Here is a 25,404-nt window from a genome sequence, read left to right as displayed (position 1 = left end):
CTCTTGGGGGGCAAGCCCGCGAACAGGCCCTCACAGGCAGTAGAAATCACTCAGGAATACGCAGCACCTGCCCCGGATAGATTTTGTCCGGGTGCTTGAGCATCGGCTTATTGGCCTCGAAAATCTTGTTGTACTGGTTGGCATTGCCGTAAACCACCACCGAGATGGCCGACAGCGTGTCGCCCTTCTTCACCGTAACGAACCTGGCCGCCGCCACCACCGGCCCGGTCACGGTAATCTGGTCCTCCACACTGGCTACTCCATTGATATTGCCCGCCGCCAGAATGATCTTCTCCTTCTCCTCCTGGCTGGCCACCTCACCCTTGAGGATAATCTTGTCACCCTCTACAGTGGCACTGATGTTCGGGTTGCCCAGGCCAACCTTGGCCACGTGCTCTTTGAGCTGATCCTCGGCATTGGCATTACCGGGGGTCAGCAGGTCGATCAACTTCTCGCCGGCTTCCTTCACGAAACTGAACAGGCTCATTGCGTTCTCCTTGTTGACGAAACCTCGGACACACGAGTCTAGGCCAGCTTTTCCACTCCCGCCCCTGTGCGACCAATCGACGCGGTCTATCACGGCATAGACCCTAGCGATTAGACGCCGCCGGCCCGCAAGCCTAGGCTTGTGCTATCAGAAAGCCGCCGGTATTCAACACCCCCGATGAACAGCAAACCTCCGGTCTGCGCGGCCTCATCGCCCTTGTCCATGCCCGCCGCCAGCAACACCTACGATTACGTTCAGCTCAGTGACGCCAAACGTGACAGCACGCCGCTGGCCGAAGAAGTAGCCTTGGCCATCGTCTACAACGGCCTCAACCAGGCAGTGATGCTGGTCAGCCCCACCGACCTGGAAGACTTTGCCGTCGGTTTCAGCGTTGGCAGCGGCATTGTCGAAGGCACGGCAGAAATCTACGACCTGAAGCTCTCTGGCAGCGGTTCGGCGATGTATGCCGACCTGGAAATCTCCAGCCGGGCCTTCTGGAACCTGAAAAACCAGCGCCGCCAACTGGCCGGCACCAGTGGTTGCGGCCTGTGTGGGGTCGAAGCGCTGGAGCAGGCCCTGCCGGACCTGGCCGTACTGCCCGGTGCGCCCTTGCCCCCGGCCCAGTGGCTGGCCGGCCTGCGTGAGCGTATCGATGCCTTCCAGCCGTTGGGCCAGCATTGCGGCGCCGTACATGCAGCGCTGTTCATGGACCGCCATGGCGAATTGCTGCTCGGCCGCGAAGACATCGGCCGGCACAACGCCCTCGACAAGCTGATCGGCGCACTGCTGCGCCAAGGCATCGACAGCCAGGGCGGCCTGGCCATCGTCACCAGCCGCTGCAGCCTGGAGCTGATCCAGAAGGTGCTGCGTGCCGGCATCCAGACCCTGGTCAGCCTGTCGGCGCCCACCGGCCTTGCCCTGCAATGGGCGCGCAAGCACAACCTCAACCTCATCCATTTGCCCAAGCACAGCGCACCGCGGGTCTACAGCCCAGCGGCGGAGTCGTAACAGCCGTGACCTCGTACCAGCCCCTTCCGGACAACGCCCCAGCCTCCAACCCTCGCTACAAGCCCTACCACGGCCCCGCCGGTGGCTGGGGTGCACTGCGTAGCGTGGCCAAGGCCTGGGTCGGCAGCGACAACGCGCTAAAGAACATTCGCGCCCTGCTCAAAACCAACCAAAATGGCGGCTTCGACTGCCCCGGCTGCGCCTGGGGCGACTCGCCGGAAAGCGGCATGGTCAAGTTCTGCGAAAACGGCGCCAAGGCAGTGAACTGGGAGGCGACCAAGCGCCGCGTGGATGCGGCCTTCTTTGCCCGCTATAGCGTCACGTCGCTGCTACAACAGAGCGACTACTGGCTGGAATACCAAGGCCGTTTGACCGAGCCAATGGTCTACGACGCCCCCAGCGATCGCTACCAACCCATCAGCTGGGATGCTGCCTTCGCCCTGATCGCCCGCGAGCTGAACAAACTGGCCACCCCTGACCAGGCCGAGTTCTATACCTCGGGGCGCGCCAGCAACGAAGCGGCCTACCTGTACCAGCTTTTCGTGCGTGCTTACGGCACCAACAACTTCCCCGACTGCTCGAACATGTGCCACGAAGCCAGTGGCGTTGCCCTGGGGCAGAGCGTCGGGGTCGGCAAGGGCACCGTCACCTTCGACGACTTCGAGCATGCTGATGCGATTTTCGTCTGGGGCCAGAACCCTGGCACCAACCACCCACGCATGCTCGACCCGCTGCGCGATGCGGTTAAGCGTGGCGCCCAGGTGGTGTGTATCAACCCGCTCAAGGAACGTGGCCTTGAGCGCTTCCAGCACCCGCAGAACCCGCTGGAGATGCTCACCAACAGCGACCGGCCGACCAACACCGCCTTCTTCCGCCCGGCGCTGGGCGGCGACATGGCAATGCTGCGCGGCATGGCCAAGTTCGTCCTGCAGTGGGAACGCGAGGCCCAGGCCAACGGCGAACCGGCCGTGTTCGATCACGCGTTCATCGCTGAACATGGCCATGGCGTCGACGAGTACCTGGCAGTGGTGGATGCCACACCATGGGAACACATCCAGGCACAGTCTGGCCTGACACTGGCGGATATCGAGCTGGCTGCGCGCATGTACTGCCGCGGCAAACGGGTGATCATGTGCTGGGCGATGGGCATCACCCAGCACCGCCACTCGGTGCCGACCATCCAGGAAATCGTCAACCTGCAGATGCTGCGCGGCAACATTGGCGCACCAGGCGCAGGCCTGTGCCCGGTACGCGGGCACAGCAACGTGCAGGGTGACCGCACCATGGGCATCAACGAACGCCCACCGGTCGCGCTGCTGGATGCCATCGAGAAACGCTTCGGCTTCCCCGTACCGCGGCACAACGGCCACAACACCGTCGAAGCGATCCACGCCATGCTGGATGGCCGATCCAAGGTATTCATCGGTCTTGGCGGCAACTTCGCCCAAGCCACGCCAGACACCGAACGTACCGCCCAGGCGCTGCGTAATTGCGAACTGACCGTGCACATCAGCACCAAGCTCAACCGCAGCCACCTGGTGCATGGCAAGCAGGCGCTGATCCTGCCGTGCCTTGGCCGCACCGACATCGACCTGCAAGCCGACGGGCCGCAGGCTGTCACGGTGGAAGACTCGTTCAGCATGGTCCATGCCTCAAACGGGCAACTGAAGCCTCTGTCCTCACAGATGCGCTCGGAACCGGCAGTGGTAGCCGGCATTGCCGCTGCCACCTTGGGCAAGCAACCGGTGGACTGGCACTGGTTGGTGGCCGACTACGACCGTATTCGCGACCTGATCGGCGATACCATCGCGGGCTTCAGTCATTTCAACCAGCGCCTGCAACACCCCGGCGGATTCTACCTGGGTAACAGCGCCGCCAGCCGCGAGTGGAAGACCAGCACCGGCCGCGCCAACTTCAAGGCCAACCTGCTGCCGGATACGTTGCTCGACGAGCGCGTGCGCGCCAGCGGCCAACTGCCGGATCTAATCATGCAATCGATGCGTTCGCACGATCAGTACAACACCACCATCTACGGCCTGGACGACCGCTATCGTGGTGTGCGCGGCCAGCGCGAGGTGCTGTTTGCCAACGAAGCCGACATCATCCGCCTGGGCTTCCAGCCGGGGCAGAAAGTGGACATCGTCTCGTTGTGGGGGGATGGGCATGTGCGCCGGGTGCAGGGCTTCACCCTGCTGGCCTTCGATATCCCGGCCGGACAGGCGGCGGCGTACTACCCCGAGGTGAACCCGCTGGTGCCGCTGGAGAGTATTGGCGATGGCAGCCATACGCCAACCTCGAAGTTCATCGCCATCAAACTGGAGCGGGCGCTGGACGACGGGCGTATCCTGTAAAAACGAAAAAAGCCCTGTTCCGTAACGGCTCAGGGCTTTGTCATAAACATCTCAGACACCCGAAAATCGATAAAGTTTCACAGCAAATACAGTAACTTAGAGAATTGTGTACAACTCGTGTTACTCGTCGGATTTCCATTGCCAGCCACGCTCGATAGCCTCACATTCGCCTCGTCATCCTTATGAGGCTCTCTTGATGAAGAAGTACTCCTCGATTCTGTTGTTGTCTTTTAGCTTGCTCAGCGGCGTGGCCATGGCAGGCGGCACCACCGAGGCCGGCATTGGCGGCGCATTGGGTGGGGTACTGGGCTCAGTGGTGGGCAACTCCATCGGTGGTAGCACCGGTGGCGCCATTGGTGCCGGTCTTGGCGGCGCAGCCGGCGGTGCCTTGGGCGCCGACAAGCGCCAGCGCGGTGAGGCCGCTATCGGCGGCGCACTGGGCGCTGCAGGCGGTAACGTGGTGGGGCGCTCGGTGGGCGGCACCACCGGTAGCTACATTGGCGCAGCAGCCGGCGGTGGTGCCGGTGGCGCACTGGGTAACTACATGGGCAAGGAGGCCGACAGGGACGACTACCACGATGGCCGCCGTTACCGTCGTGGCTACGACGACGACCGTCGCCACTGGGACCGTGGGCACCACTACGGCCACCGCAAGCACAAGCGCCACTGGCGCGACTAATGCCTGAGGGCCTCGCCCCGGCAACAAAAGCCCCGCCCCCTGCCGGCGGGGCTTTTTTATACCTGTGGTTCCAGCACCAGGCCGGACAGGATCACCTGCAGCGCCTCTGGCAGCGTCACAGGCCGGCCACTGGCACGTTCGATGAACACCTGCACCACCGTGCCTGCCGCGCACGCCTCCGGCTCGCCTGGGCGGAACAGCGCCAGGCGGTACTCCACCGTACTGCCCGCCAGGCGCGTCACGCCCAAGCCCACCTCCAGCACATCCGGGAAGCCCGGCAGCGCGTAGAAGTCCGCCGCCGAACTGACCACGAAGGCCGCCAGTTCACCGTCACGCAGGTCCAGCTCGGCCTGCTCTACAAGAAACGCTTGAATGGCCGTTTCGAAGAAGCCATGCACGGTGGCGCCGGCGATATGGCCGTTCAGGTCGTTGTCCTGAGGGCGGGTAAGGATGGGGTGGAAGTGGGAGAAGGTAGTGCGCTGAGGGGATTCGGTCATCTGTCTGGCTCTAGTCTTCGCAATCGGTGCTGACAGTGAAACAGAAAATCCAGCTTTGCGCTGCCTGAGCTCCCACAATGACCGCACCGATTTGCAGAAACAAAAAAGCCGCCCCTAAGGGCGGCTCTCTCGTTGCGCGGGTTCAGCTTACAGCTGTGGACCAGCAGCCTTGATGGCGTCGGAAACTTCGAACTTCTTGAAGTTTTCGATGAACAGCTTGGCCAGGCCTTTGGCGGCCTCGTCGTAGGCCGCTTTGTCAGCCCAGTTGGTGCGCGGGTTGAGCAGCTCGGTTTCAACGCCCGGAACGGCCTTAGGCACGTCCAGGTTGATGATGTCCAGGTGCTCGGTTTCAGCACCGATCAGCGCGCCGCTCTGGATCGCAGCGATCACGGCACGGGTAGTCGGGATGCTGAAGCGCTTGCCAACGCCGTAGCCACCGCCGGTCCAGCCGGTGTTGACCAGGTAGACCTTGGAGTTGAAGCCGTTGATACGCTTGATCAGCAGCTCGGCATACTCGCCAGCCGGGCGCGGGAAGAACGGGGCGCCGAAGCAGGTGGAGAAGGTCGACTTGATGCCGCCGCCCGAGCCCATTTCGGTCGAACCGACCAGCGCGGTGTAGCCGGACAGGAAGTGGTAGGCCGCCTGCTCGTTGTTCAGGATCGAAACCGGTGGCAGAACACCGGTCAGGTCGCAGGTCAGGAAGATGACTGCGTTAGGCTCGCCGCCCAGGTTCGCTTCGGAACGCTTGGCAACGTGCTCCAGCGGGTAGGCCGCACGGCTGTTCTGGGTCAGGCTGACATCGGTGTAGTCGGCGTGCTTGTTGGCGTCGAGCACGACGTTTTCCAGCACCGCACCGTGCTTGATGGCTTTCCAGATGACCGGCTCGTTCTTCTCGGACAGGTCGATGCACTTGGCGTAGCAGCCGCCTTCCATGTTGAAGACAACGCCTTCGCCCCAACCGTGCTCGTCGTCACCGATCAGGTAACGGCTTTCGTCGGCCGACAGGGTGGTCTTGCCAGTACCGGACAGGCCGAAGAACAGGGTCACATCGCCTTCTTCGCCGATGTTGGCCGCGCAGTGCATCGGCAGCACGTCGGCAGCTGGCAGCAGGAAGTTCTGCACCGAGAACATGGCTTTCTTCATTTCGCCGGCGTAGCGCATGCCAGCGATCAGCACCTTCTTCTGGGCGAAGTTGATGATCACACAACCATCGGAATTGGTGCCGTCACGCTCAGGCTCGCACACGAAGTTGGCGACGTTCAGGACCTGCCACTGGTCGCGACCAGCCGGGTTGAACTGCTCCGGGTTGATGAACAGGCAACGGCCGAACAGGTTCTGCCAGGCAGTCTGGGTGGTCATCTTAACCGGCAGGTAGTGCTCGGCGGCCGCCCCTACGTGAACGTAGGAAACGAAGTGATCCTGGGCGTTGTTGAACGCCTCGACGCGGTCCCACAGGGCATCGAACTTGTCGGCCGGGAACTTGCGGTTGATCGGGCCCCAGGAAATGGCGTCCTGGGTGGAAGGTTCTTCGACGATGAAACGGTCAGCCGGCGAACGGCCAGTACGGTGACCAGTCTCCACGACCAGTGCACCAGTATCGGCTAGTACGCCTTCACCGCGTTGCAGCGCTTCTTTTACCAGCTCATCGACGCTCAGGTCGGTGTACACGGTGTTGTTGGCTTGCGTCATGAGATACCCCATCCGGCCCGAGGCCGAGTGCTCCAAACGTTTTGTAGTTGTCTTGAAAAAACTACTACAGCGAAAAAAGTGGCCGGATTATGCCAGAAACGCCCAAAAAAAGTAGGCCCCTCCTGTCGTAACCGCGCTTTTGCGCAATTCGACAGGAGATTTCCCTGCAATTAAACGTTTCAGTGACGAGTTTCTGAGGCGACGTCCGTGCCACCACCGGCAAACAGTTGCGCCACATCGCTGGCATCGAAGAAATAGCGCTCGTTGCAGAACTGGCAATCGATCTCCACCGTCCCGCCGCATTCTTCCACCAACGCCTTGGCGTCGTGCTCACCCAGGCTGACCAGCGCATTACCGGAGCGCTCGCGCGAGCAGCTGCAATTGAAGCGCAGTGGCTGGATATCGAACAGGCGCACGGCGTCTTCGTGGTACAGGCGGTGCAGCAGGGTTTCATTGTCCAGCGCCCACTCATCAGCCTTGAGCGTGGTGGCCAATGCCACGACGTGCTGCCAGCTTTCTTCACGCTCTTCGTCGTCCGGCTGACGATCACGCGGCAGTTGCTGCAGCAGCAGGCCACGGGCCTTGCCGGCTTCGGCATTGAGCCAGAAGCGGGTATTGAGCTGTTGCGACTGAACGAAGTAGTTGGTGAAGCACTCCGACAGGTTGGCGCCATCGAGGTCCACGGTGCCCTGGTAGCGCTGGCCCTTGACCGGATCGATGGTCAGGGTCAGGTGGCCGTCGGGCATCAACTGCGACAGGGTGGCATCTGCCGGAATCTGGTCTGCCTCGTAACGGGCCATGCCGCGGATGTCGCGGTCACCGGAACATTCCACCATCAGCAGGGGAATCGGCCCTGCGGAACGCGCCTGCAAAATCAGCAGGCCATCGAACTTCAATGCTCCCACCAGCAAGGCGGTGGCGGCCATCAGTTCGCCAAGCAGTGCCTTGACCGGCTGAGGGTACTCATGACGCGCCAGCACCGCAGCGTAGCTGTCGTCGAGAGACACCCACTCGCCGCGCACATCGCGCTCGTCGAAGATGAAACGTTGGGTGAAATTGGTATCAGGCAAATCGCTCATAGGTTTTGGCTATCTAAAAATGGTGACAAAATGGTTACAAGGGTTATCGAAAAACCTGCGAGAACCCGTGACAGAGCGATCACAAGTCGCTCCGATTTCTGTTTGCAATAGAGGTATTTTATGGACAATCGACCACTGTTCCAAGCAAGGTGGTCCTTGGGGCCATTGGCAGCCTGCACGCTGCTACCCATCGCTCTACTGTGTTTCTGGTTATGGCCCATTGGCCAGATCTTGTGCCTGACTTTCGACGAGTGGCTGTTCCACAGCCTCAATGCGCCGCTGGCCGACAGCACTACCTGGCGCTACATCTGGACCGTCGGCAGCCTGCGCCCGTTCGACATCGTTGTCGGTCTGATCCTTCTGGCGGTGCTTATCCGTGGCGACTGGGTGTTCAAGGCCGCTCAAGTTCGCCAGGCCTTTTTCGGCTTTCTGGTCACGCTACTCCTCTTAGTGGTGATTCGTGCGCTGTTTTCCAAGTGGGTGGATGCAGCAGGATGGCAACACAAGAGCCCGTCGATGATGTTTGACGACGTCGTCCACCTCAGTGACTACTACCCGAACCTGGAGGCAGCCTGGGAGCTGAAAGACCGTTCCAGCAAGAGTTTCCCGGGGGATCACGCCTCGGTGTTGCTGATCTGGGCGCTGTTCATGAGCGTGTTCAGCCGCCGGCTGGTGCAGTACCTGGTGATCTGGGGGCTGGCGGTGCTGTTCATGTTGCCGCGCCTGGTGGCCGGTGCTCACTGGGGGCAGGACGACTACATCGGCGGGTTGCTGATGGCGGTGCTGGCGTTGGGCTGGAGCTATTACACGCCGCTGGCGGCCAAGGGTAGCGCAGCGTTGATGCGCTGGACGGCGCCGTTGTTCAACATCGCGGCCAAGCTACCGTTGGTCAGGCGATTGGCGGTTATCCGCTAAATCGTTGGGGCCGCTTTGCGGCCCCATTCAATCAAAGCTCCCATGCAGCTGGTGAATCTGCCGGCGCTGCTTCTTGGTCGGCCGGCCATCGGTGGTCACGCCCATGGCCCCGGTCTTGCGCATTTCAGCTGCCTGCTCGCGCCGGCGCACACTTTCTTCGGTTTCCTCGTATAACGTCTGCGCCTCCGGCGCCCCACGCCGCACCACCGACAACGCCTTCACCACCACGGTGCGTTCGTCAAACCCGGTGCGCAGCACAAATTCGTCCCCTACACGCGGCTCCTTGCCCGGCTTGCAACGCTCGCCCCGGCAATGCACCTTGCCACTCTCGATCGCCGCCTTGGCCAGCGCCCGCGTCTTGTAGAAGCGCGCCGCCCACAGCCACTTGTCCAGACGAACCTTGTCGTCGTCTTCGGCTTTTTGTGCCATCCCGTTACCTCGAACACTGTGTTTCATCGAACTGTACTACCGTAACCAGCGGATGCAAAAAATCCCCGCCGTGCTTACAGTTCACCACCTCATTCGCAGGGTGCGCTTCGTGAAGACATTTGACCATTTGACTGTGATCGGCCTGCGCGAGTGGGTCGCCCTGCCTGACCTCGGCGTGGCCGGGTTGCGCGCCAAGATCGACACCGGCGCCAGTACCTCCAGCCTGCACGCCACCGAGGTGGAACCCTTCGAGCGCGACGGCCAGCCCTGGGTCCGCTTCACGGCGCACCTGGGCTCGGTGGTACAACTGCGTCACCGCCGTTGCGAAGCGCCGCTGGTGACCATGAAAACCATCAAGAGCTCCAACGGCCAGGCCCAGACCCGTTATGTCATCCGCACGTCACTGGCCTTGGGCGATGGTGTCTGGGAAGTGGAGTTCACCCTGGCCTGCCGCAAGAACATGCGCTACCGCCTGTTGCTGGGTTCCAAGGCCCTGATTCACGGCCAGTTGGTGGTCAACCCTGGCCTGAAATACGTACAAGACAAACCGGCCTTTCCGGCCACTCTTTCTCCTGCCACAGGTGCTGCATGAAGATCGCTGTGCTGTCGCGCAATCCGCGTCTGTATTCCACCCGCCGCCTGGTCGAAGCCGGTACCCAGCGCGGTCACGAAATGGTGGTGATCGATACCCTGCGGGCCTACATGAACATTGCCAGCCACAAGCCGCAGATCCACTACCGCGGCAAGCCGCTGGAAGGTTTCGACGCGGTTATCCCGCGTATCGGTGCCTCGGTCACCTTCTACGGCTGCGCAGTCCTGCGCCAGTTCGAGATGATGGGGGTGTATCCGCTCAACGAGTCGGTGGCCATTGCCCGCTCGCGCGACAAACTGCGCTCGTTGCAATTGCTGTCACGACGCGGCATTGGCCTGCCGATCACCGGTTTCGCCCATTCGCCGGACGATATCCCCGACCTGATCCAGATGGTCAATGGTGCCCCGCTGGTGATCAAGGTGCTGGAAGGTACCCAAGGCATTGGTGTGGTGCTGTGTGAAACCACCCAGGCGGCCGAGTCGGTGATCGAGGCGTTCATGGGCCTGAAGCAGAACATCATGGTTCAGGAATACATCAAGGAGGCCGGTGGCGCCGACATTCGCTGCTTCGTGGTGGGCGACAAGGTGATTGCCTCGATGAAGCGCCAGGCCAAGCCGGGCGAGTTCCGCTCCAACCTGCACCGGGGGGGCGTCGCCAGCCTTATCAAGATTACCCCTGAAGAGCGGATTACCGCGATTCGTGCAGCCAAGGTGATGGGGTTGAGTGTGGCGGGTGTGGATATCCTGCGTTCCAACCATGGCCCGCTGGTGATGGAGGTGAACTCGTCACCGGGGCTGGAAGGCATTGAGGTGACCACCGGCAAGAACGTGGCCGGGATGATCATCGAGCACCTGGAGAAGAACGGCGGGCCTAATCAGACCCGGACCAAGGGTAAGGGCTGAAATTGTGGGGCTGCTTTGCAGCCCCAGCAATCACACAGCATTACGCGGTAACAACAACCCTAGCGGCAACCGCACCCGCGCCTCGATCCCACCACCGGACCGGTTGCGCAGCTCTACATTCCCGCCATGCTGCGCCGCGATCCGCTTGACGATCGCCAGCCCCAGCCCGGTGCCCTTGCCACCCCGCGCCCGGTCACCACGAATGAACGGGTTGAAGATGGTCTCCAGCTCCGATTCGTCGATCCCTGTGCCACGGTCCAGCACGCTCAGCACCACATACGGCGCACTCTCGTCACCCGACACATAGGCCGCCACCTCGACCCCTTTGCCAGCGTGGTGAAGCGCATTGCCGATCAGGTTGCCCAACATGCGCTTGAGCGAAACCCGGCGCAGCGGAAATGGCGGAATAGGCTCCAGGCAAAGGCGCACACGTTCTTCCGGCTGGTTGTACGGCGCCACCACTTCGCGCACAAGGTCCGCCAGGTCGACCTCTTCTACCGGCTCGTCACGGCCATCGCGGATAAAGGCCAGGAACTGATCGAGGATGGCGTCCATGTCTTCGATATCGCGGACCATGTCCTCGCTCAAGTCGCTGTCGCTGTTCAGCAGTGACAGCGACAGGCGCAAACGGGTCAGCGGTGTGCGCAGGTCATGGGAAACCCCGGCCAGCATCAGCTCACGCTCGCGGCCGGCCTGCTCGACGTCCTCGGCCATCTGGTTGAAGGCCTTGTACACCTCGGTCATTTCGCTGGGCGTATCGCTGATCGGCAGGCGCACGCTGCGCCCCTGGCCCAGCTGACGAGCGGCGAACACCAGGCGCTTGAGCGGCTGGTTCAACTGGCGCACGAAAATCCACGCCGAAGCGGTGGACAGCAGGCCAATGGCCAGGAACCAGCCCAGTACGTTCCAGATTTTCTGCCCGCGCAGCGGGTGCGGGTACAGCGGCACTTTCAGCCAGCCGGGGCCCAGGCTTGGCGCATTGACCCACAACGCCGGTGGCGCGTGAATGCGCAGCCGAACCTCGGTGTCCTCGCCCAGCTCCGCCTGCATCTGCCGCTGGTAGATCTCGCTGTAGGGCCAGTGCTGTTCACCCTCGGGCACACCCGAGCCGGTCACGCGGATAAGGCCAGCCGCCTCGGCAATCTTGTCGCGGTTTTCTTCGTCGGCAGCCCAATAGGCACGCAAGGTCAGCGCCACACCGTGGCTGTACTGACGGTCGACCAGCACGTCCTCGTTCATCAGCAGGTAGACCAGGGTTAAGGCCTTGCTGAACAGGACCACGATCAACACCAGCCACAGGGTGCGGGCGAAGAAGCTTTGCGGAAACCAGAGCGGGGTTTTCATCGACGGCCAGGCATCATTTACCGGCGTTTCCGTCTGGCACGAACACGTAGCCCACGCCCCAGACGGTCTGGATGTAACGCGGCTTGGACGGGTCCGGCTCGATCATGCGGCGCAGGCGCGAGATCTGCACGTCGATGGAGCGCTCCAGTGCATCCCACTCGCGGCCACGGGCCAGGTTCATCAGCTTGTCACGGGTCAGCGGTTCGCGGGCGTGCATCACCAAGGCCTTGAGCACGGCGAACTCACCGGTGGTGAGCATGTGCACTTCATCGCCACGCTTGAGTTCGCGGGTAGCCAGCGACAGCTCGTAATCACCGAAAGTGACCGATTCGTCTTCGCTACCCGGTGCCCCCGGTACAGCGGGAGCCTGCCGGCGCAGCACGGCCTTGACACGGGCCATCAGCTCGTCCGGGTTGAACGGCTTGCCCAGGTAGTCGTCGGCGCCCAGCTCCAGACCTTTGATACGGCTCAACTCATCGCCTTTTGCGGTGAGCATGATGATCGGGATCTGGTTGTTCTGCTGGCGCAGGCGCTTGCATGCGGACAGGCCATCTTCGCCCGGCAGCATCAGGTCGAGCACCACCAGGTTGAACACCTCGCGCTGCAGCAGGCGGTCCATCTGTTCGGTATTGGGCACTGCACGGGCACGGTAGCCCTTGCTGGTGAAGAAACGTTCCAGCAGGCTGCTTAGCCCCGGGTCGTCGTCGACGATGAGAATCTTGTCACCTTCAGCGGTGTTTGCGGTGCCGGTCATGAATAACTCCTCTGATATCGCCGCGCATTATGGCGTAGCCATTGCTGCACGTTGCGTGAGCATTGTTAGCAGATTTTTCCCCGGACGCCAGTTCCGGCTGGCCGGGCGCCATCACCGCAAGCCGTTTGCGATGGGTATAATGCGCGGCTTTCATCCAGCGCCGCCGGGCGAAAAGCCCACAGGCGACCCCCGTATTCACAAATGTCAGGTGGTTTACATGGACAGCATCAACAGCCGTATCGCCGAGGAACTGGGCGTACGCCCCCAGCAGGTCGAGGCGGCCGTGGGCCTGTTGGACGAAGGCTCGACCGTGCCTTTCATCGCCCGTTATCGCAAGGAAGTGACCGGTAGCCTGGACGACACCCAACTGCGCCATCTGGAAGAGCGCCTGCGCTACCTGCGCGAACTCGACGAGCGCCGCGCCAGCATCCTGTCCAGCATCGAGGAACAAGGCAAGCTGACCCCGGAGCTGGCCCGCGAAATCAAGCTGGCCGACACCAAGACCCGCCTCGAAGACCTGTACCTGCCGTACAAGCAAAAGCGCCGCACCAAGGGCCAGATCGCCCTGGAAGCCGGCCTGGGCGAACTGGCCGACGGCCTGTTCAACGACCCGACCCTGGCACCGGAAAGCGAAGCCGCACGCTTCGTCAACGCCGAAAAAGGCGTGGCCGACGTCAAGGCTGCGCTGGAAGGCGCCAAGTACATCCTGATGGAGCGTTTCGCCGAAGACGCCTCGCTGCTCGAAAAACTGCGCAGCTTCCTCAAGCAGGAGTCGGTGCTCAGCGCCCGCGTGGTAGCTGGCAAGGAAGAAGAAGGCGCCAAGTTCCGCGACTACTTCGCCCACGACGAACCGCTGCGCACCGCCCCGTCACACCGCGCCCTGGCAATCTTCCGCGGGCGCAACGAAGGCGTGCTGAGCGCCTCGCTGAAAGTGGGCGAAGAGCTGCCTGGCACCCTGCACCCGTGCGAAGTGATGATCGGCAACCACGTCGGCATCGAAAACCGCAGCCGCCCGGCCGACAAGTGGCTGGGAGAAGTGGTGCGCTGGACCTGGAAGGTCAAGCTGTACACCCACCTGGAAACCGACCTGTTCGGCGAGTTGCGCGACAACGCCGAAGGCGAGGCGATCAACGTGTTCGCCCACAATCTGCACGACCTGCTGCTGGCCGCCCCGGCCGGCCCGCGCGCCACCCTGGGCTTCGACCCGGGCCTGCGCACCGGCTGCAAGATCGCCGTGGTCGATGCCACCGGCAAGCTGCTGGACCACACCACGGTCTACCCGCACGCGCCGAAAAATGACTGGGACCGCACCCTGTCCATCATGGCCGCGCTGTGCGCCAAGCACTCGGTGGAGCTGGTCGCCATCGGCAACGGCACCGCCAGCCGCGAAAGCGACAAGCTGGTGGCCGAGCTGGTCAAAAAATACCCAGCGTTGAAAATCACCAAAATCATGGTCTCCGAAGCCGGTGCTTCGGTGTACTCGGCGTCGGAACTGGCCGCCCGCGAGTTCCCGGACCTGGACGTGTCGATCCGAGGCGCCGTGTCGATCGCCCGCCGCCTGCAGGACCCACTGGCAGAGCTGGTGAAGATCGACCCGAAATCCATCGGTGTCGGCCAGTACCAGCACGACGTGTCCCAGTTGAAACTGGCGCGTAGCCTGGATGCCGTGGTCGAGGACTGCGTGAACGCCGTGGGCGTGGACGTGAACACCGCCTCGGTGGCGCTGCTGACCCGTATTTCCGGCCTTAACGCCACGCTGGCGCAGAATATCGTCGCCCACCGCGATGCCAACGGCCCGTTCGCTACCCGTGCAGCCCTGAAAAAGGTCAGCCGCCTCGGTGAGAAAACCTTCGAACAAGCCGCCGGCTTCCTGCGTGTGATGAACGGCGACAACCCGCTGGACGCCTCTGCAGTACACCCCGAGGCCTACCCGCTGGTGCAACGCATTGCCGCCGACACCGACCGCGACATCCGTTCGCTGATCGGCGACAGCAGCTTCCTCAAGCGCCTGGACCCGAAAAAGTTCACCGACGAAACCTTCGGCCTGCCGACCGTCACCGACATCCTGCAGGAGCTGGACAAGCCGGGCCGCGACCCACGCCCCGAGTTCAAGACCGCCACCTTCCAGGACGGCGTTGAAGACCTCAAGGACCTGGAGCCGGGCATGATCCTCGAAGGCGTGGTCACCAACGTCACCAACTTTGGCGCCTTCGTCGACATCGGCGTACACCAGGACGGCCTGGTCCACATCTCGGCGCTGTCGGAAAAGTTCGTCAAGGACCCGCGTGAAGCGGTCAAGGCTGGCGACGTGGTCAAGGTCAAGGTCATGGAAGTGGACATCCCGCGCAAGCGCGTCGGCCTGTCCATGCGCATGAGCGACACACCGGGCGAAAAAGTCGAAGGCAACCGCGGCGGCAACCGTGGCAATGGCGGCAACCGTCAGCAGCAGGCCCCGCGCCAGCGTGAAACCGCCACTGCCGCACCGGCCAACAACGCCATGGCCGCCCTGTTCGCCAACGCCAAGCAGCTGAAAAAGAAGTGATGGACGTACCACGCGAATACGTCGAGAGCGCCTTCAGCCAACTGCTGGGCTGCCGCCTGCAACGCCTGGAAACCGGTGTTGCCGAGGTAGCCCTGGCGCTTGAGCCGCACTTGCGCAACCGGGGCCAGAAGCTGCACGGCGGGGCGATCTTCAGCCTGGTGGACATCGCCATGGGCCTGGCCTGCTCGGCCAACCATGGCTTTGACCGGCAAAGCGTCACCATCGAGTGCAAGATCAACTACATGCGCGCCGTCAGTGACGGCGAAGTGCTGTGTACCGCCCGCGTGCTGCACGCCGGGCGGCGTACCCTGGTGGTCGACGCTGACGTAGTCCAGGGCGACAAACTGGTGGCAAAAGCGCAAGGAACCTTCGCGGTTCTCTAGCTCACCAAGCTGTATCTGCGGTATTTTCAGCAGTGCGCTGGCCCTGCTGGAACCGCGTAAACCAGGCGACAACGCCAGTTCCTTTCTTCCTACCCTTGTAGACCGTTATCTCTACCCCCATATTGGGGCGACTGACGCGTGAAGGAATACATCTTGAGCGACCTCCTCAACCGCCGCCTGAGCCTGCTCGGCGCCAATCTCTCCCTGCTCAAGCAGTGCCTGCACGGTATTGAGCGCGAATGCCTGCGCGTGACCGACGAAGGTCGCCTGGCCCAGACCCCGCACCCGGAAGCCCTGGGGTCGGCGCTGACCAACGAGCAGATCACTACCGATTATTCCGAGTCGCTGCTGGAGTTCATCACCCCAGCCCTGCCCGACCCGGCCAAGGTGCTCGAAAGCCTCGAACAGACCCACCGCTTCGTCTACAGCAAGCTGGGCGACGAATACCTGTGGAGCCCGTCGATGCCGTGCACGCTGCCGGCCGAAGAGGACATCCCGATCGCCGAGTACGGCAGCTCGAACATCGGCAAGCTCAAGCACGTGTACCGCAAAGGCCTGGCCCTGCGCTACGGTCGCACCATGCAGTGCATCGCCGGTATTCATTACAATTTCTCACTGCCCGAAGCCCTGTGGCCGCTGCTCCGCGAAGCCGAAGGCAGCACTGAAGACAACCGCGACTACCAGTCGTCGGCTTACATCGCCCTGATCCGCAATTTCCGCCGCTACAGCTGGCTGCTGATGTACCTGTTCGGCGCTTCGCCAGCCCTGGACAAAGGCTTCCTGCGTGGCCGCCCGCACCAGCTCGAAGAGCTGGACGCCGAAACCCTGTTCCTGCCCTACGCCACCAGCCTGCGCATGAGTGACCTGGGCTATCAGAGCAACGCCCAGGCCGGCCTCACGCCGTGCTACAACAACCTGGCCAGCTACACCGACAGCCTGCGCAAGGCAGTCGGCACGCCCTACCCGCCATACGTTGAAGTGGGCACGCACGTGGACGGCGAGTGGGTGCAGCTGAACACCAACATCCTGCAGATCGAAAACGAGTACTACTCGAACATTCGCCCCAAACGGGTCACCTACACCGGCGAACGGCCGATCCAGGCCCTGACCTCGCGTGGCGTGCAGTACGTGGAAGTGCGTTGCCTGGACATCAACCCGTTCCTGCCGGTAGGCATCGACCTGCCTGAGGCACGCTTCCTCGATGCGTTCCTGCTGTTCTGCGCACTGGAAGACAGCCCGCAGCTGGACAACGGTGAATGCGGCCAGTGCACCAGCAACTTCCTGACCGTGGTCAAGGAAGGCCGCCGCCCGGGCCTGGAGCTGCACCGCAATGGCCAGCCGATCAGCCTGAAAGACTGGGCCAGCGAACTGATTCAGCGTATTCGACCGTTGGCCGACCTGCTCGACCAGGCGCAAGGTGGTGAGGATCACGCCAAGGCCCTGGATGCGCAGCAGGCCAAGGTCGACGACGCTTCGCTGACCCCGTCGGCCCAGGTGCTGGCACGCATGACCGAACACGACGAAAGCTTCGTCCAGTTCTCTCTGCGCCAAAGCCGGATCCACGCCGACACGTTCCGCGAGCAGCCTCTGAGCAACGAGCAACAGCAGGCGTTCGAAACACTGGCCCGTGAATCGCTTGCCAAGCAGTCCGAGCTGGAACAGGAAGAAGTCGGTGACTTCGACTTGTTCGTCGGTGCCTACCAGGCCAGTATCCTGGCGATCAGCAACTGATGACCCGTACCGCCACCCCGCGCAAGCCGCGCGCCAGCAGCCAGGCTAGAATCGAAGCGATCCTGACGGCTGCACGCGAGTTGCTGGCAGAGCAAGGGGTGGCGGCACTGTCCATCTACAGCGTGGCCGAACGGGCACAGATTCCGCCGTCGTCGGTGTATCACTTCTTCGCCAGCGTGCCAGCGTTGCTGGAAGCACTGACTGCCGACATACACCGGGCCTTTCGCGAAGCACTGAGTGCACCGATCGACAGCAGCGCGTTCAGCACCTGGCACGAACTGTCACGGCTCATCGAAGAACGCATGCTGTGTATCTATAACCAAGATGCTGCGGCGCGGCAGCTAATCCTGGCCCAGCATGGGCTGAGCGAAGTGGTGCAGGCCGATCGGCAGCACGACATGGAACTGGGCGACTTGATGCACAAGTTGTTCGACCAGCATTTTCACCTGCCGGTGATGCCACTGGATGTGGATGTGTTTGCCCTGGCCATGGAACTGAGCGACCGGGTGTATGCGCGATCGGTGCAGTTGCACGAGACGATTACGCCGCGTATGGCCGAAGAGGGCAAGCGGGTGTGCGAGGCGTATCTGGGGTTGTATCTGCCGCCGTTTCTGGCCAAGCGTTCCAGCTGAAAATGATCGGGGCCGCGTTGCGGCCCTTCGCGGGCGTGCCCGCAAAGGGCTGCAAAGCAGCCCCATTGGCCTATTTTCATCACAGCTTGGCGATAGACACTTCAGTCGATTTCACGAAAGCAATCACTTCGCTGCCAACCTGCAATTCCAGCTCCCTCACAGAACGGGTGGTGATGACCGAAGTCACGATCCCCGAGGCGGTCTGCACGTCGATTTCCGACAATACCGGGCCTTCGAGGATTTCTTTCACAGTGCCTTTGAACTGGTTACGGACGTTGATGGCTTTGATAGTCATGATTTGATTCCTTCTCGTTGGCTTCAGTCTGGTAAGTGAGTCAGTGCGCCCAACGCAACTGCGTGGGCAGAGGGGCTACAGGGTCCGGCTCGGGCGCAGTGCCCGGGGCCGACAGAACGCGGTTGAGCACTTCGCTTTCCAGCGCAGCCAGGCGGTGCGAACCACGCGCCCGAGGCCGTGCCAGGTCGACAGTGAGATCGAGCCCGACCTCGCCGTCCTCGATCAGGATCACCCGGTCAGCCACGGCAACCGCTTCGCTGACATCATGGGTAACCAACAGCACGGTGAAGCCATGCTGACGCCAGAGGCGCTCGATCAGTTGCTGCATCTCGATCCGGGTCAACGCATCCAGTGCACCGAGCGGCTCGTCCAGCAGCAGCAGACGCGGCTGGTGGATCAGCGCCCGGGCCAAGGCCACGCGCTGCTTCTGGCCACCCGAAAGCGCGGCCGGCCATTCATTGGCGCGGTCAGCCAGGCCTACCGCCTCCAGCGCTTCCAGAGCACGCGGGCGCCAGTCGCCAGACAGGCCCAGGCCAACGTTGTCGATCACCTTCTTCCAGGGCAGCAGCCGTGCGTCCTGGAACATCAGGCGGGTTTCCTCACGGGCCTCTTCCAGCGGCGCAGCACCGGCCAGGAGTTGGCCGGCGGTGGGTTGATCGAGCCCGGCCAGCAGGCGCAGCAAGGTGCTCTTGCCGCAACCGCTGCGGCCAACGATGGCAACGAACTGACCGGCCGGAATATGCAGGTCGATACCTTTCAGCACTTCGCGCTGGCCAAAGGTCTTGCGCAGGCCGTTGGAGGCCAGCGGGATGCCACGCAGCAGGCGAGGCGGTTGTTCCTTGAGCACGGTCATGCGCCCTCCTTCCTGGCTACTTGATAGGCCGGGTGCCAGCGCAACCACACACGCTCCAGGCCGCGAGCGGCGAGGTCGGCAAGCTTGCCAAGCACGGCGTACAAGACGATGGCCAGTACCACCACGTCGGTCTGCAGGAACTCTCGGGCATTCATTGCCAGGTAACCGATGCCGGCGTTGGCCGAGATGGTTTCCGCCACGATCAAGGTCAGCCACATGAAGCCCAGCGCGAAGCGCACACCCACCAGAATCGATGGCAGCGCCCCCGGCAGGATCACCTGGCGGAACAGGCTGAAGCCGGACAAGCCATAGCTGCGCGCCATTTCCACCAATGCCGGGTCGACATTACGAATGCCGTGGTAGGTGTTCAGGTAAATCGGGAACAACGTGCCCAGCGCGACCAGGAAAATCTTTGCCGACTCGTCGATACCGAACCACAGGATCACCAGCGGGATCAGCGCCAGGTGTGGCACGTTGCGGATCATCTGCACCGAGCTGTCGAGCAGGCGTTCGCCCCAGTTCGACAGGCCGGTGATGAATCCCAGCACCAGGCCGATGCTGCCGCCGATGGCAAAGCCCAGACCGGCACGCCAGCCACTGATGGCCAGGTGGGTCCAGATATCACCGCTGCGCACCAGCTCGACACCGGCGCTGACCACAGCGCTGGGTGCCGGCAGAATGCGCGTCGACAGCCAGCCAGCGCTGACCGCCAGCTGCCAGGCTGCCAACAGCAGTACCGGCAGCGCCCACGGCGCCAGGCGCTGGGCCAGGTTGGAAGAAGTTGCACGACTCATGGCCCGGCCCTCAGCTCTGCGACACGGACTTGGGCAGGATGTCGTTGGCCACCATCTCGCCGAACGGGCTTACGTAGCCGCCGGTTTTCGGTTGCTCCGGGCGTTGCACATCGAGGTGCGGGAACAGCAGTTCGGCAACCCGGTACGACTCTTCCAGGTGTGGATAACCCGAGAAGATGAAGGTATCGATACCCAGCTCGGCGTATTCCTTGACCCGTGCCGCCACAGTCGGGCCATCGCCCACCAGTGCGGTACCGGCGCCGCCGCGGACCAGGCCAACACCTGCCCACAGGTTGGGGCTGACTTCCAGGTTGTCACGGTTGCCGCCGTGCAGGGCAGCCATGCGCTGCTGGCCCACCGAATCGAAGCGCGACAGCGAGGCCTGGGCACGGGCGATGGTGTCGTCGTCCAGGTGCGAGATCAGCTTGTCGGCGGCGGCCCAGGCTTCTTCGTTGGTTTCACGCACGATCACGTGCAGGCGGATGCCGAAGCGCACTTCACGGCCTTGGGCAGCAGCCTTTTCACGCACCTGGGCGATTTTCTCGGCAACGGCTGCCGGTGGCTCGCCCCAGGTCAGGTACAACTCGACTTGTTCAGCGGCGAGGTCCTGAGCGGCTTCGGACGAACCGCCGAAGTACAGTGGCGGACGTGGCTGCTGAATAGGTGGGTAGAGCAGCTTGGCGCCCTTCACCTGGATGTGCTTGCCGTCGTAATCGACGTTTTCGCCCTCCAGCACCTTGCGCCAGATACGGGTGAACTCGACCGAGGCTTCGTAGCGTTCCTGGTGGTTCAGGTGCAGGCCATCACCGGCCAGTTCGTCCGGGTCGCCACCGGTGACCAGGTTGAACAGGGCACGGCCATTGGACAGGCGGTCCAGCGTTGCCGCCTGGCGTGCTGCCACGGTTGGCGAAATGATGCCGGGGCGCAGGGCTACCAGGAATTTCAGGCGCTGGGTCACTGGGATCAGCGACGCGGCCACCAGCCAGGAGTCCTCGCAGGAACGGCCGGTAGGGATCAGCACCCCACCAAAACCAAGGCGGTCGGCGGCCTGGGCGATCTGCTGCAGGTAGCCGCGGTCGACCGCACGTGCGCCGTCGGAAGTGCCCAGGTACTTGCCGTCACCGTGGGTTGGGAGGAACCAGAAAATGTTAAGGCTCATTGGAGTTGTCTCCTCAAGGGTGGCTCAGCCAGGGCGGCGCCCCGGCGCAGGCGAATCAATCAAGGCGCGCTAGCGACCTTGGCCGGGGGTGTCCAGATTACGTCCTTGATGCTCAGCGGCTTGGGTATCAGCTTGAGCGCCTGGAAGGTGTCGGCGATCTTCTGTTGCGCAGCCACTACCTCGGGGGTGAGCGGCGCAGCGCCGTAGCCTTGGCGTTTGACCGAGGTCAGGGTGATGTTGGCGGGCAGGCCGAGCAGCGGTGCGACCTGGTCGGTCACTTCTTGCGGGTTGGCCTGGGACCACTCGCCCACGGCGCGCACTTCCTCGATCACGGTGTTGATCACCGCCGGGTGCTGGGTGGCGTAGTTGCGGGTGGCCAGGTAGAACTGGTGGTTGTCGACCAGGCCCTTGCCGTCACGCAGGGTGCGTGCCTGCAACTGCTGTTCGGCAGCGGCCTGGTAAGGGTCCCAGATCACCCAGGCATCCACCCTGCCACGTTCGAAGGCGGCACGGGCATCGGCTGGCGGCAGGTACACGGGCTGGATGTCGCTGTACTTCAGGCCAGCATCTTCCAGAGCACGAACCAGCAGGTAGTGCACGTTGGAGCCTTTGTTGAGGGCGACTTTCTTACCCTTGAGGTCTTTGACCGACTGGACTGGCGAACCCTTCGGTACCAGGATCGCTTCGCTGTGCGGTGCTGGCGGCTCGTAGGCCACGTAGAGCAGATCGGCACCAGCGGCCTGGGCAAATACGGGCGGGGTCTCGCCGGTGACGCCAAAATCAATGGAACCGACGTTCAGCCCTTCAAGCAACTGCGGGCCACCGGGGAATTCGGTCCACTGCACCTGCACGCCCTGCTCGGCCAGGCGCTTTTCCAGCGTGCCCTTGGCCTTGAGCAGCACCAGGGTGCCGTATTTCTGGTAACCGATACGCAGGCTTTCGGCCTGGGCTTGGGTAATGGCGCCGAAGGACACAGCCGCCGCAAACAGGGCGACCAGACCGCGACGCAAGAAGACTGTGCGCATGGCGCTCTCCTGTACGTTTGGGTTCGGGTTGCACCTGCTTGCCTCGTTGTCGGGCGAGTAAGGTGTTGAAGCGGGTTGGGCCGGTCAGATGCTCCAGCGAGCGCTGATCAGGCGTTCATTCAGTACGCCGGGGGCCACGGGGCTTGGCCGGCGGGCCAAGGCAACATGGAAGGTTTCCAGCGAGTCCAGCAGGCGTTCTTCCAGCGCCAGTGCCAGCTGCGCGGGTTTGGAGCCTTCTGCGTAAGCCACCTGGCTGTCATCGGCGAAGATCCCTTGCAGGGTCTCTTGAGCCTTGAGTGCCGACAGCACGGGTTTCAATGCGTAATCCACTGCCAGCATGTGGGCGATGCTGCCGCCCGTGGCGATCGGCAAAACGATCTTGTGCGCCAGAGCGCGTTCGGGCAGCAGGTCGAGCAGTGTTTTCAGGGCGCCGGCAAACGAGGCCTTGTAAACCGGGGTGGAAACGATCAGGCCATCGGCCTGGGCTACCAACTGTTGGAAGTGCTGCACCTGCGGGCTGTCGAAACGGGCATGCAACAGGTCTTCGGCGGGGAAGTCACGTACCTGGAACGTCACGACCTCTACGCCACGGTTCTGCAGCCACTGGCGCGAACGCTCAAGCAGCACGCCAGAGCGTGAGCGGGTACTGGGGCTACCACCGATTGATACGACCAGCATTGCAGCGCTTCCTTGTGTTCTGTTGGAAGTGACATTAACAGCTGCCACATATATCTAGAAATCATATTTTTTCATTTGTTTATTCCATTTTTGTTTTTCCTCAATTTCCTCCACTTGTTTCAGCAGGCATAAAAAAGGGCCGTCGAAACGGCCCGAAAATCCCTGCTTGGCTAAGAGCAATACAACGAGGAATGCATTTAACGATTCGGCTGCGGGGTCAGACGCAGGTAGGGTTTGACCGCCCGGTAACCTTTGGGGAAGCGCTGCTTGATCTCTTCCTCATCTTTGAGCGAAGGCACGATCACCACCTCGTCGCCGTCCTGCCAGTTACCGGGGGTGGCGACCTTGTGGTTGTCGGTCAGCTGCAGCGAGTCGATCACCCGCAGAATTTCATTGAAGTTGCGCCCGGTACTGGCCGGATAGGTGATGGTCAGGCGCACCTTCTTGTTCGGGTCGATGACGAACAGCGAGCGCACTGTCAGGGTGTCGCTGGCGTTCGGGTGAATCAGGTCGTACAGGTCGGACACCTTGCGGTCGGCATCAGCGATGATCGGGAAGTTGACCACGGTGTTCTGGGTCTCGTTGATGTCCTCGATCCATTTATGGTGCGAGTCGACCGGGTCTACCGACAGGGCGATGGCCTTGACCCCGCGTTTGGCGAAGTCGTCCTTGAGCTTTGCGGTCAGGCCCAGCTCGGTGGTGCACACCGGGGTGAAGTCGGCCGGGTGGGAGAACAATACCCCCCAGCTGTTGCCCAGCCACTCATGGAAGCGGATTTTGCCTTCGCTGGAATCCTGTTCGAAATCGGGGGCGATATCGCCGAGTTTGAGGCTCATGGGCTGCGGCTCCTTGGCTGGGTTCTGTACCGTATGGGTTCAATGTGCCTGCATTCGGTTAAAAATAAAAAGAATAAATAACGATTTATTTATAACCAAAATGCATACGAATTTGTAGGCACAAAAAAGCCTCGCACTAGGCGAGGCTCTTGGATCAGCTACGGCTTACAGGAAGTTGTAAGTGTAGTTGAAGATCAGACGGGTCTGATCCTGGTCAGCCAGCGAGCTGGTGCCGGTGCCACGGTATACGCCGTGACGCAGGCTGGCGCCCAGGCCTTTGAAGGTGCCTTCCTGGATGACGTAGTCAACGCGGGCGTCACGTTCCCATTCGTTGAAGGTGCCGTTGCCGTTGGCGTTCTTGCCGTCTTCACCTTTCAGGTAGGAAACCGAAGCTTTCAGGCCTGGCACGCCCAGACGTGCGAAATCATAGGCGTACTGACCGAAGGTGGTGTTTTCACCGGCCTTGGCGAACTGGTTGATCATGCTGTCGGTAAACAGGTAGAAGCTGGAGCCGCCGGCGCCTTCGTTGCGACCGTTGCCATCAACAACGCTACCTTGGTTCAGCCAGACGAAGCCACCGTCGTCATTGACGCGCTGGTGGCCGAGCAGGAACGAGTGGCCACCCAGGGTATAGGTGAAGATCGCGGACCAGGTCTTGTTGTCGACCTCGCCGAGGTTCTTGGCATAGCCACCGTTGTTGTTGAAGTTGTAACCGCCGCCGTCGCCGTTCTTGCCGTCGCTGCTGCTGTCGAAATAACGCAGGTCGGTTTTGAACGACTGGTCGTCAGCGATCTTGAATACGTGCGTCGCGCCCAGGAAGTGCTGCTTGTAGAAGTCTTCCAGGTTCGAGTAGTAGTACTGCAGGGTCAGGTCTGGGGTGAGCTTGTAGTCCAGGCCGCCGTAACGGAACTTGTTGCTGTCCTGGCTGGCACCGGCAATCGACAGGCCGGTACGGTTGCTCGAAGCACGGCCCATGGCGTGGGTCAGCTGGCCGGCGTTGATGGTCAGGTTGTCGATTTCCTTCGACTGGATGGTGCCACCCTCGAAGGTTTGCGGCAGCAGACGGCCATCGTTGGAGACCAGGATCGGCAGGTTTGGCGCCAGGGCGCTACCGTAGTGAACCTCAGTCTTCGAGAAGCGTGCCTTGGCGTTGGCGCCAACACGAGCCCACTGGCTTACAGCCGAACCGTCGGTGTCGCTCGGGAAGAAGCTGCTGTTGTCTGGGTGCTTGCCACGGCCACCATCCAGGTGGATACCCCACAGGGCCTGGGCATCGACACCAAAGCCAACGGTGCCTTCAGTGAAGCCGGAGATGTAGTCGAGCTTGAAGCCCTGACCCGACTCACGGTTGTCGGCACCGCCATCACGGTTGTCGTTGTTGAAGTACATGGTGCGCGAGCTGAGCGACAGTTTGCTGTCTTCAACGAAACCGGCAGCGCCTGCTTGTTGGGCGAGAACCCCCAGTGCCACGGCCAGAGCCAGGCTGGACTTGTACATAATTTGCTCCTCTACGTTCTAATTCTTGTGTATCTCTGGCGGCGAGGTCTGCTGCCCCGCTCACCGTGGATTGGCGATTTAGTCCCAAAGCGTGACTCATAAGTCAATCGTTTCTAAACGTTTCGAGACTTTGGTCTAAGGCGTCACCTGCGCTACAGGATAATGACAATCCTATAAATCCAAAATGACCGTTTTATGAATTTGTAAGATTTTTAAGGAATATGTTAGGAACCTTTACTGCCATTCGTTGTAG

25 protein-coding genes are annotated in these 25,404 nt (G+C 62.0%); 10 read left to right on the top strand and 15 right to left on the bottom strand.

Annotation, left to right across the window (positions count from 1 at the left end; all coding sequences use genetic code 11):
- Positions 1 to 46: 46 nt before the first annotated feature.
- Positions 47 to 487 (bottom strand): peptidoglycan-binding protein LysM, encoded by a 441-nt coding sequence (lysM, locus tag FHW75_RS21530; protein ID WP_019096889.1) that lies wholly within the window; start codon positions 485 to 487, stop codon positions 47 to 49.
- A gap of 177 nt (positions 488 to 664) precedes the next feature.
- Here lysM and fdhD point away from each other — a divergent pair, with 177 nt between their 5' ends.
- The 3 genes from fdhD to FHW75_RS21515 all read left to right on the top strand — a co-directional run bounded on the left by fdhD (position 665) and on the right by FHW75_RS21515 (position 4,525).
- Positions 665 to 1,495, top strand: a complete 831-nt coding sequence (gene fdhD, locus FHW75_RS21525; protein ID WP_016714470.1) for a formate dehydrogenase accessory sulfurtransferase FdhD — start codon at positions 665 to 667, stop codon at positions 1,493 to 1,495.
- A 5-nt stretch (positions 1,496 to 1,500) separates the two neighbouring features.
- On the top strand, positions 1,501 to 3,846 hold the full coding sequence (locus tag FHW75_RS21520; RefSeq protein ID WP_183674523.1) for an FdhF/YdeP family oxidoreductase: 2,346 nt from the start codon (positions 1,501 to 1,503) through the stop codon (positions 3,844 to 3,846).
- Positions 3,847 to 4,042: 196 nt separating this feature from the next.
- A complete protein-coding gene (locus FHW75_RS21515) occupies positions 4,043 to 4,525 on the top strand; it encodes a glycine zipper domain-containing protein (RefSeq protein ID WP_019096891.1) in 483 nt (160 codons plus the stop codon).
- A 56-nt stretch (positions 4,526 to 4,581) separates the two neighbouring features.
- Here the strand turns inward: FHW75_RS21515 and FHW75_RS21510 are convergent, their stop codons facing one another.
- The 3 genes from FHW75_RS21510 to hslO all read right to left on the bottom strand — a co-directional run bounded on the left by FHW75_RS21510 (position 4,582) and on the right by hslO (position 7,790).
- Positions 4,582 to 5,022, bottom strand: a complete 441-nt coding sequence (locus tag FHW75_RS21510) for a thioesterase family protein (protein ID WP_183674521.1) — start codon at positions 5,020 to 5,022, stop codon at positions 4,582 to 4,584.
- A gap of 147 nt (positions 5,023 to 5,169) precedes the next feature.
- Positions 5,170 to 6,711, bottom strand: a complete 1,542-nt coding sequence (locus tag FHW75_RS21505; RefSeq protein ID WP_019096893.1) for a phosphoenolpyruvate carboxykinase — start codon at positions 6,709 to 6,711, stop codon at positions 5,170 to 5,172.
- A gap of 179 nt (positions 6,712 to 6,890) precedes the next feature.
- Entirely contained in the window at positions 6,891 to 7,790 is a 900-nt protein-coding gene (gene hslO / locus FHW75_RS21500; protein WP_183674518.1) for an Hsp33 family molecular chaperone HslO, read from the bottom strand.
- A 120-nt stretch (positions 7,791 to 7,910) separates the two neighbouring features.
- Here hslO and FHW75_RS21495 point away from each other — a divergent pair, with 120 nt between their 5' ends.
- Positions 7,911 to 8,705 carry a phosphatase PAP2 family protein gene (locus FHW75_RS21495; protein ID WP_019096895.1) on the top strand — a complete coding sequence of 265 codons (795 nt, stop codon included), beginning with the start codon at positions 7,911 to 7,913 and terminating at the stop codon, positions 8,703 to 8,705.
- A 27-nt stretch (positions 8,706 to 8,732) separates the two neighbouring features.
- Here FHW75_RS21495 and FHW75_RS21490 read toward each other — a convergent pair whose 3' ends face one another.
- Positions 8,733 to 9,134 carry an RNA-binding S4 domain-containing protein gene (locus tag FHW75_RS21490; RefSeq protein WP_027610171.1) on the bottom strand — a complete coding sequence of 134 codons (402 nt, stop codon included), beginning with the start codon at positions 9,132 to 9,134 and terminating at the stop codon, positions 8,733 to 8,735.
- A gap of 109 nt (positions 9,135 to 9,243) precedes the next feature.
- Here FHW75_RS21490 and FHW75_RS21485 point away from each other — a divergent pair, with 109 nt between their 5' ends.
- Together FHW75_RS21485 and rimK are read left to right on the top strand one after the other, a co-directional pair.
- Entirely contained in the window at positions 9,244 to 9,726 is a 483-nt protein-coding gene (locus FHW75_RS21485; protein ID WP_025754077.1) for an ATP-dependent zinc protease, read from the top strand.
- Positions 9,723 to 10,628, top strand: a complete 906-nt coding sequence (gene rimK / locus FHW75_RS21480; protein WP_012316721.1) for a 30S ribosomal protein S6--L-glutamate ligase — start codon at positions 9,723 to 9,725, stop codon at positions 10,626 to 10,628. The genes FHW75_RS21485 and rimK overlap by 4 nt, the downstream gene beginning before the upstream one ends.
- Positions 10,629 to 10,658: 30 nt before the next feature.
- Here the strand turns inward: rimK and FHW75_RS21475 are convergent, their stop codons facing one another.
- Positions 10,659 to 11,972 (bottom strand): ATP-binding protein, encoded by a 1,314-nt coding sequence (locus FHW75_RS21475; protein WP_016714463.1) that lies wholly within the window; start codon positions 11,970 to 11,972, stop codon positions 10,659 to 10,661.
- Between the two features lie 13 nt (positions 11,973 to 11,985).
- A complete protein-coding gene (ompR, locus tag FHW75_RS21470) occupies positions 11,986 to 12,726 on the bottom strand; it encodes a two-component system response regulator OmpR (protein ID WP_016484407.1) in 741 nt (246 codons plus the stop codon).
- A gap of 217 nt (positions 12,727 to 12,943) precedes the next feature.
- Here ompR and FHW75_RS21465 point away from each other — a divergent pair, with 217 nt between their 5' ends.
- From FHW75_RS21465 to FHW75_RS21450, 4 genes are all read left to right on the top strand, one after another.
- Complete coding sequence (locus FHW75_RS21465) at positions 12,944 to 15,268, top strand: Tex family protein (RefSeq protein ID WP_084297255.1); 2,325 nt, start codon at positions 12,944 to 12,946, stop codon at positions 15,266 to 15,268.
- On the top strand, positions 15,268 to 15,651 hold the full coding sequence (locus tag FHW75_RS21460) for a PaaI family thioesterase (protein WP_019096897.1): 384 nt from the start codon (positions 15,268 to 15,270) through the stop codon (positions 15,649 to 15,651). The genes FHW75_RS21465 and FHW75_RS21460 overlap by 1 nt, the downstream gene beginning before the upstream one ends.
- Before the next feature lie 153 nt (positions 15,652 to 15,804).
- Positions 15,805 to 17,382, top strand: coding sequence for a glutamate--cysteine ligase (gshA, locus tag FHW75_RS21455; protein WP_026020326.1), 1,578 nt, complete (start codon positions 15,805 to 15,807; stop codon positions 17,380 to 17,382).
- Positions 17,382 to 18,014, top strand: a complete 633-nt coding sequence (locus tag FHW75_RS21450; protein ID WP_025754078.1) for a TetR/AcrR family transcriptional regulator — start codon at positions 17,382 to 17,384, stop codon at positions 18,012 to 18,014. The genes gshA and FHW75_RS21450 overlap by 1 nt, the downstream gene beginning before the upstream one ends.
- A 79-nt stretch (positions 18,015 to 18,093) precedes the next feature.
- Here FHW75_RS21450 and FHW75_RS21445 read toward each other — a convergent pair whose 3' ends face one another.
- From FHW75_RS21445 to FHW75_RS21410, 8 genes are all read right to left on the bottom strand, one after another.
- Complete coding sequence (locus FHW75_RS21445) at positions 18,094 to 18,309, bottom strand: molybdopterin-binding protein (RefSeq protein WP_003255829.1); 216 nt, start codon at positions 18,307 to 18,309, stop codon at positions 18,094 to 18,096.
- A gap of 40 nt (positions 18,310 to 18,349) precedes the next feature.
- Positions 18,350 to 19,162: an aliphatic sulfonates ABC transporter ATP-binding protein gene (gene ssuB / locus FHW75_RS21440; protein ID WP_019096900.1), complete on the bottom strand. Its 813-nt coding sequence runs from the start codon at positions 19,160 to 19,162 to the stop codon at positions 18,350 to 18,352.
- Complete coding sequence (ssuC, locus tag FHW75_RS21435; RefSeq protein ID WP_016714458.1) at positions 19,159 to 19,956, bottom strand: aliphatic sulfonate ABC transporter permease SsuC; 798 nt, start codon at positions 19,954 to 19,956, stop codon at positions 19,159 to 19,161. The genes ssuB and ssuC overlap by 4 nt, the downstream gene beginning before the upstream one ends.
- Positions 19,957 to 19,966: 10 nt before the next feature.
- Positions 19,967 to 21,115: an FMNH2-dependent alkanesulfonate monooxygenase gene (gene ssuD, locus FHW75_RS21430; RefSeq protein WP_183674515.1), complete on the bottom strand. Its 1,149-nt coding sequence runs from the start codon at positions 21,113 to 21,115 to the stop codon at positions 19,967 to 19,969.
- A gap of 59 nt (positions 21,116 to 21,174) precedes the next feature.
- Positions 21,175 to 22,140: a sulfonate ABC transporter substrate-binding protein gene (locus tag FHW75_RS21425; protein ID WP_183674512.1), complete on the bottom strand. Its 966-nt coding sequence runs from the start codon at positions 22,138 to 22,140 to the stop codon at positions 21,175 to 21,177.
- An 84-nt stretch (positions 22,141 to 22,224) separates the two neighbouring features.
- Entirely contained in the window at positions 22,225 to 22,818 is a 594-nt protein-coding gene (gene ssuE / locus FHW75_RS21420; protein ID WP_025754079.1) for an NADPH-dependent FMN reductase, read from the bottom strand.
- A 197-nt stretch (positions 22,819 to 23,015) separates the two neighbouring features.
- Positions 23,016 to 23,654 (bottom strand): peroxiredoxin, encoded by a 639-nt coding sequence (locus FHW75_RS21415; protein ID WP_016497546.1) that lies wholly within the window; start codon positions 23,652 to 23,654, stop codon positions 23,016 to 23,018.
- A gap of 165 nt (positions 23,655 to 23,819) precedes the next feature.
- Positions 23,820 to 25,151, bottom strand: a complete 1,332-nt coding sequence (locus FHW75_RS21410) for an OprD family porin (protein ID WP_183674509.1) — start codon at positions 25,149 to 25,151, stop codon at positions 23,820 to 23,822.
- Between the last annotated feature and the right edge of the window lie 253 nt (positions 25,152 to 25,404).

Origin of the sequence: Pseudomonas sp. OG7 (assembly GCF_014192825.1) — a bacterium.
GTDB lineage: Bacteria > Pseudomonadota > Gammaproteobacteria > Pseudomonadales > Pseudomonadaceae > Aquipseudomonas > Aquipseudomonas monteilii.
This window is presented reverse-complemented; position numbering and strand designations above follow the sequence as displayed.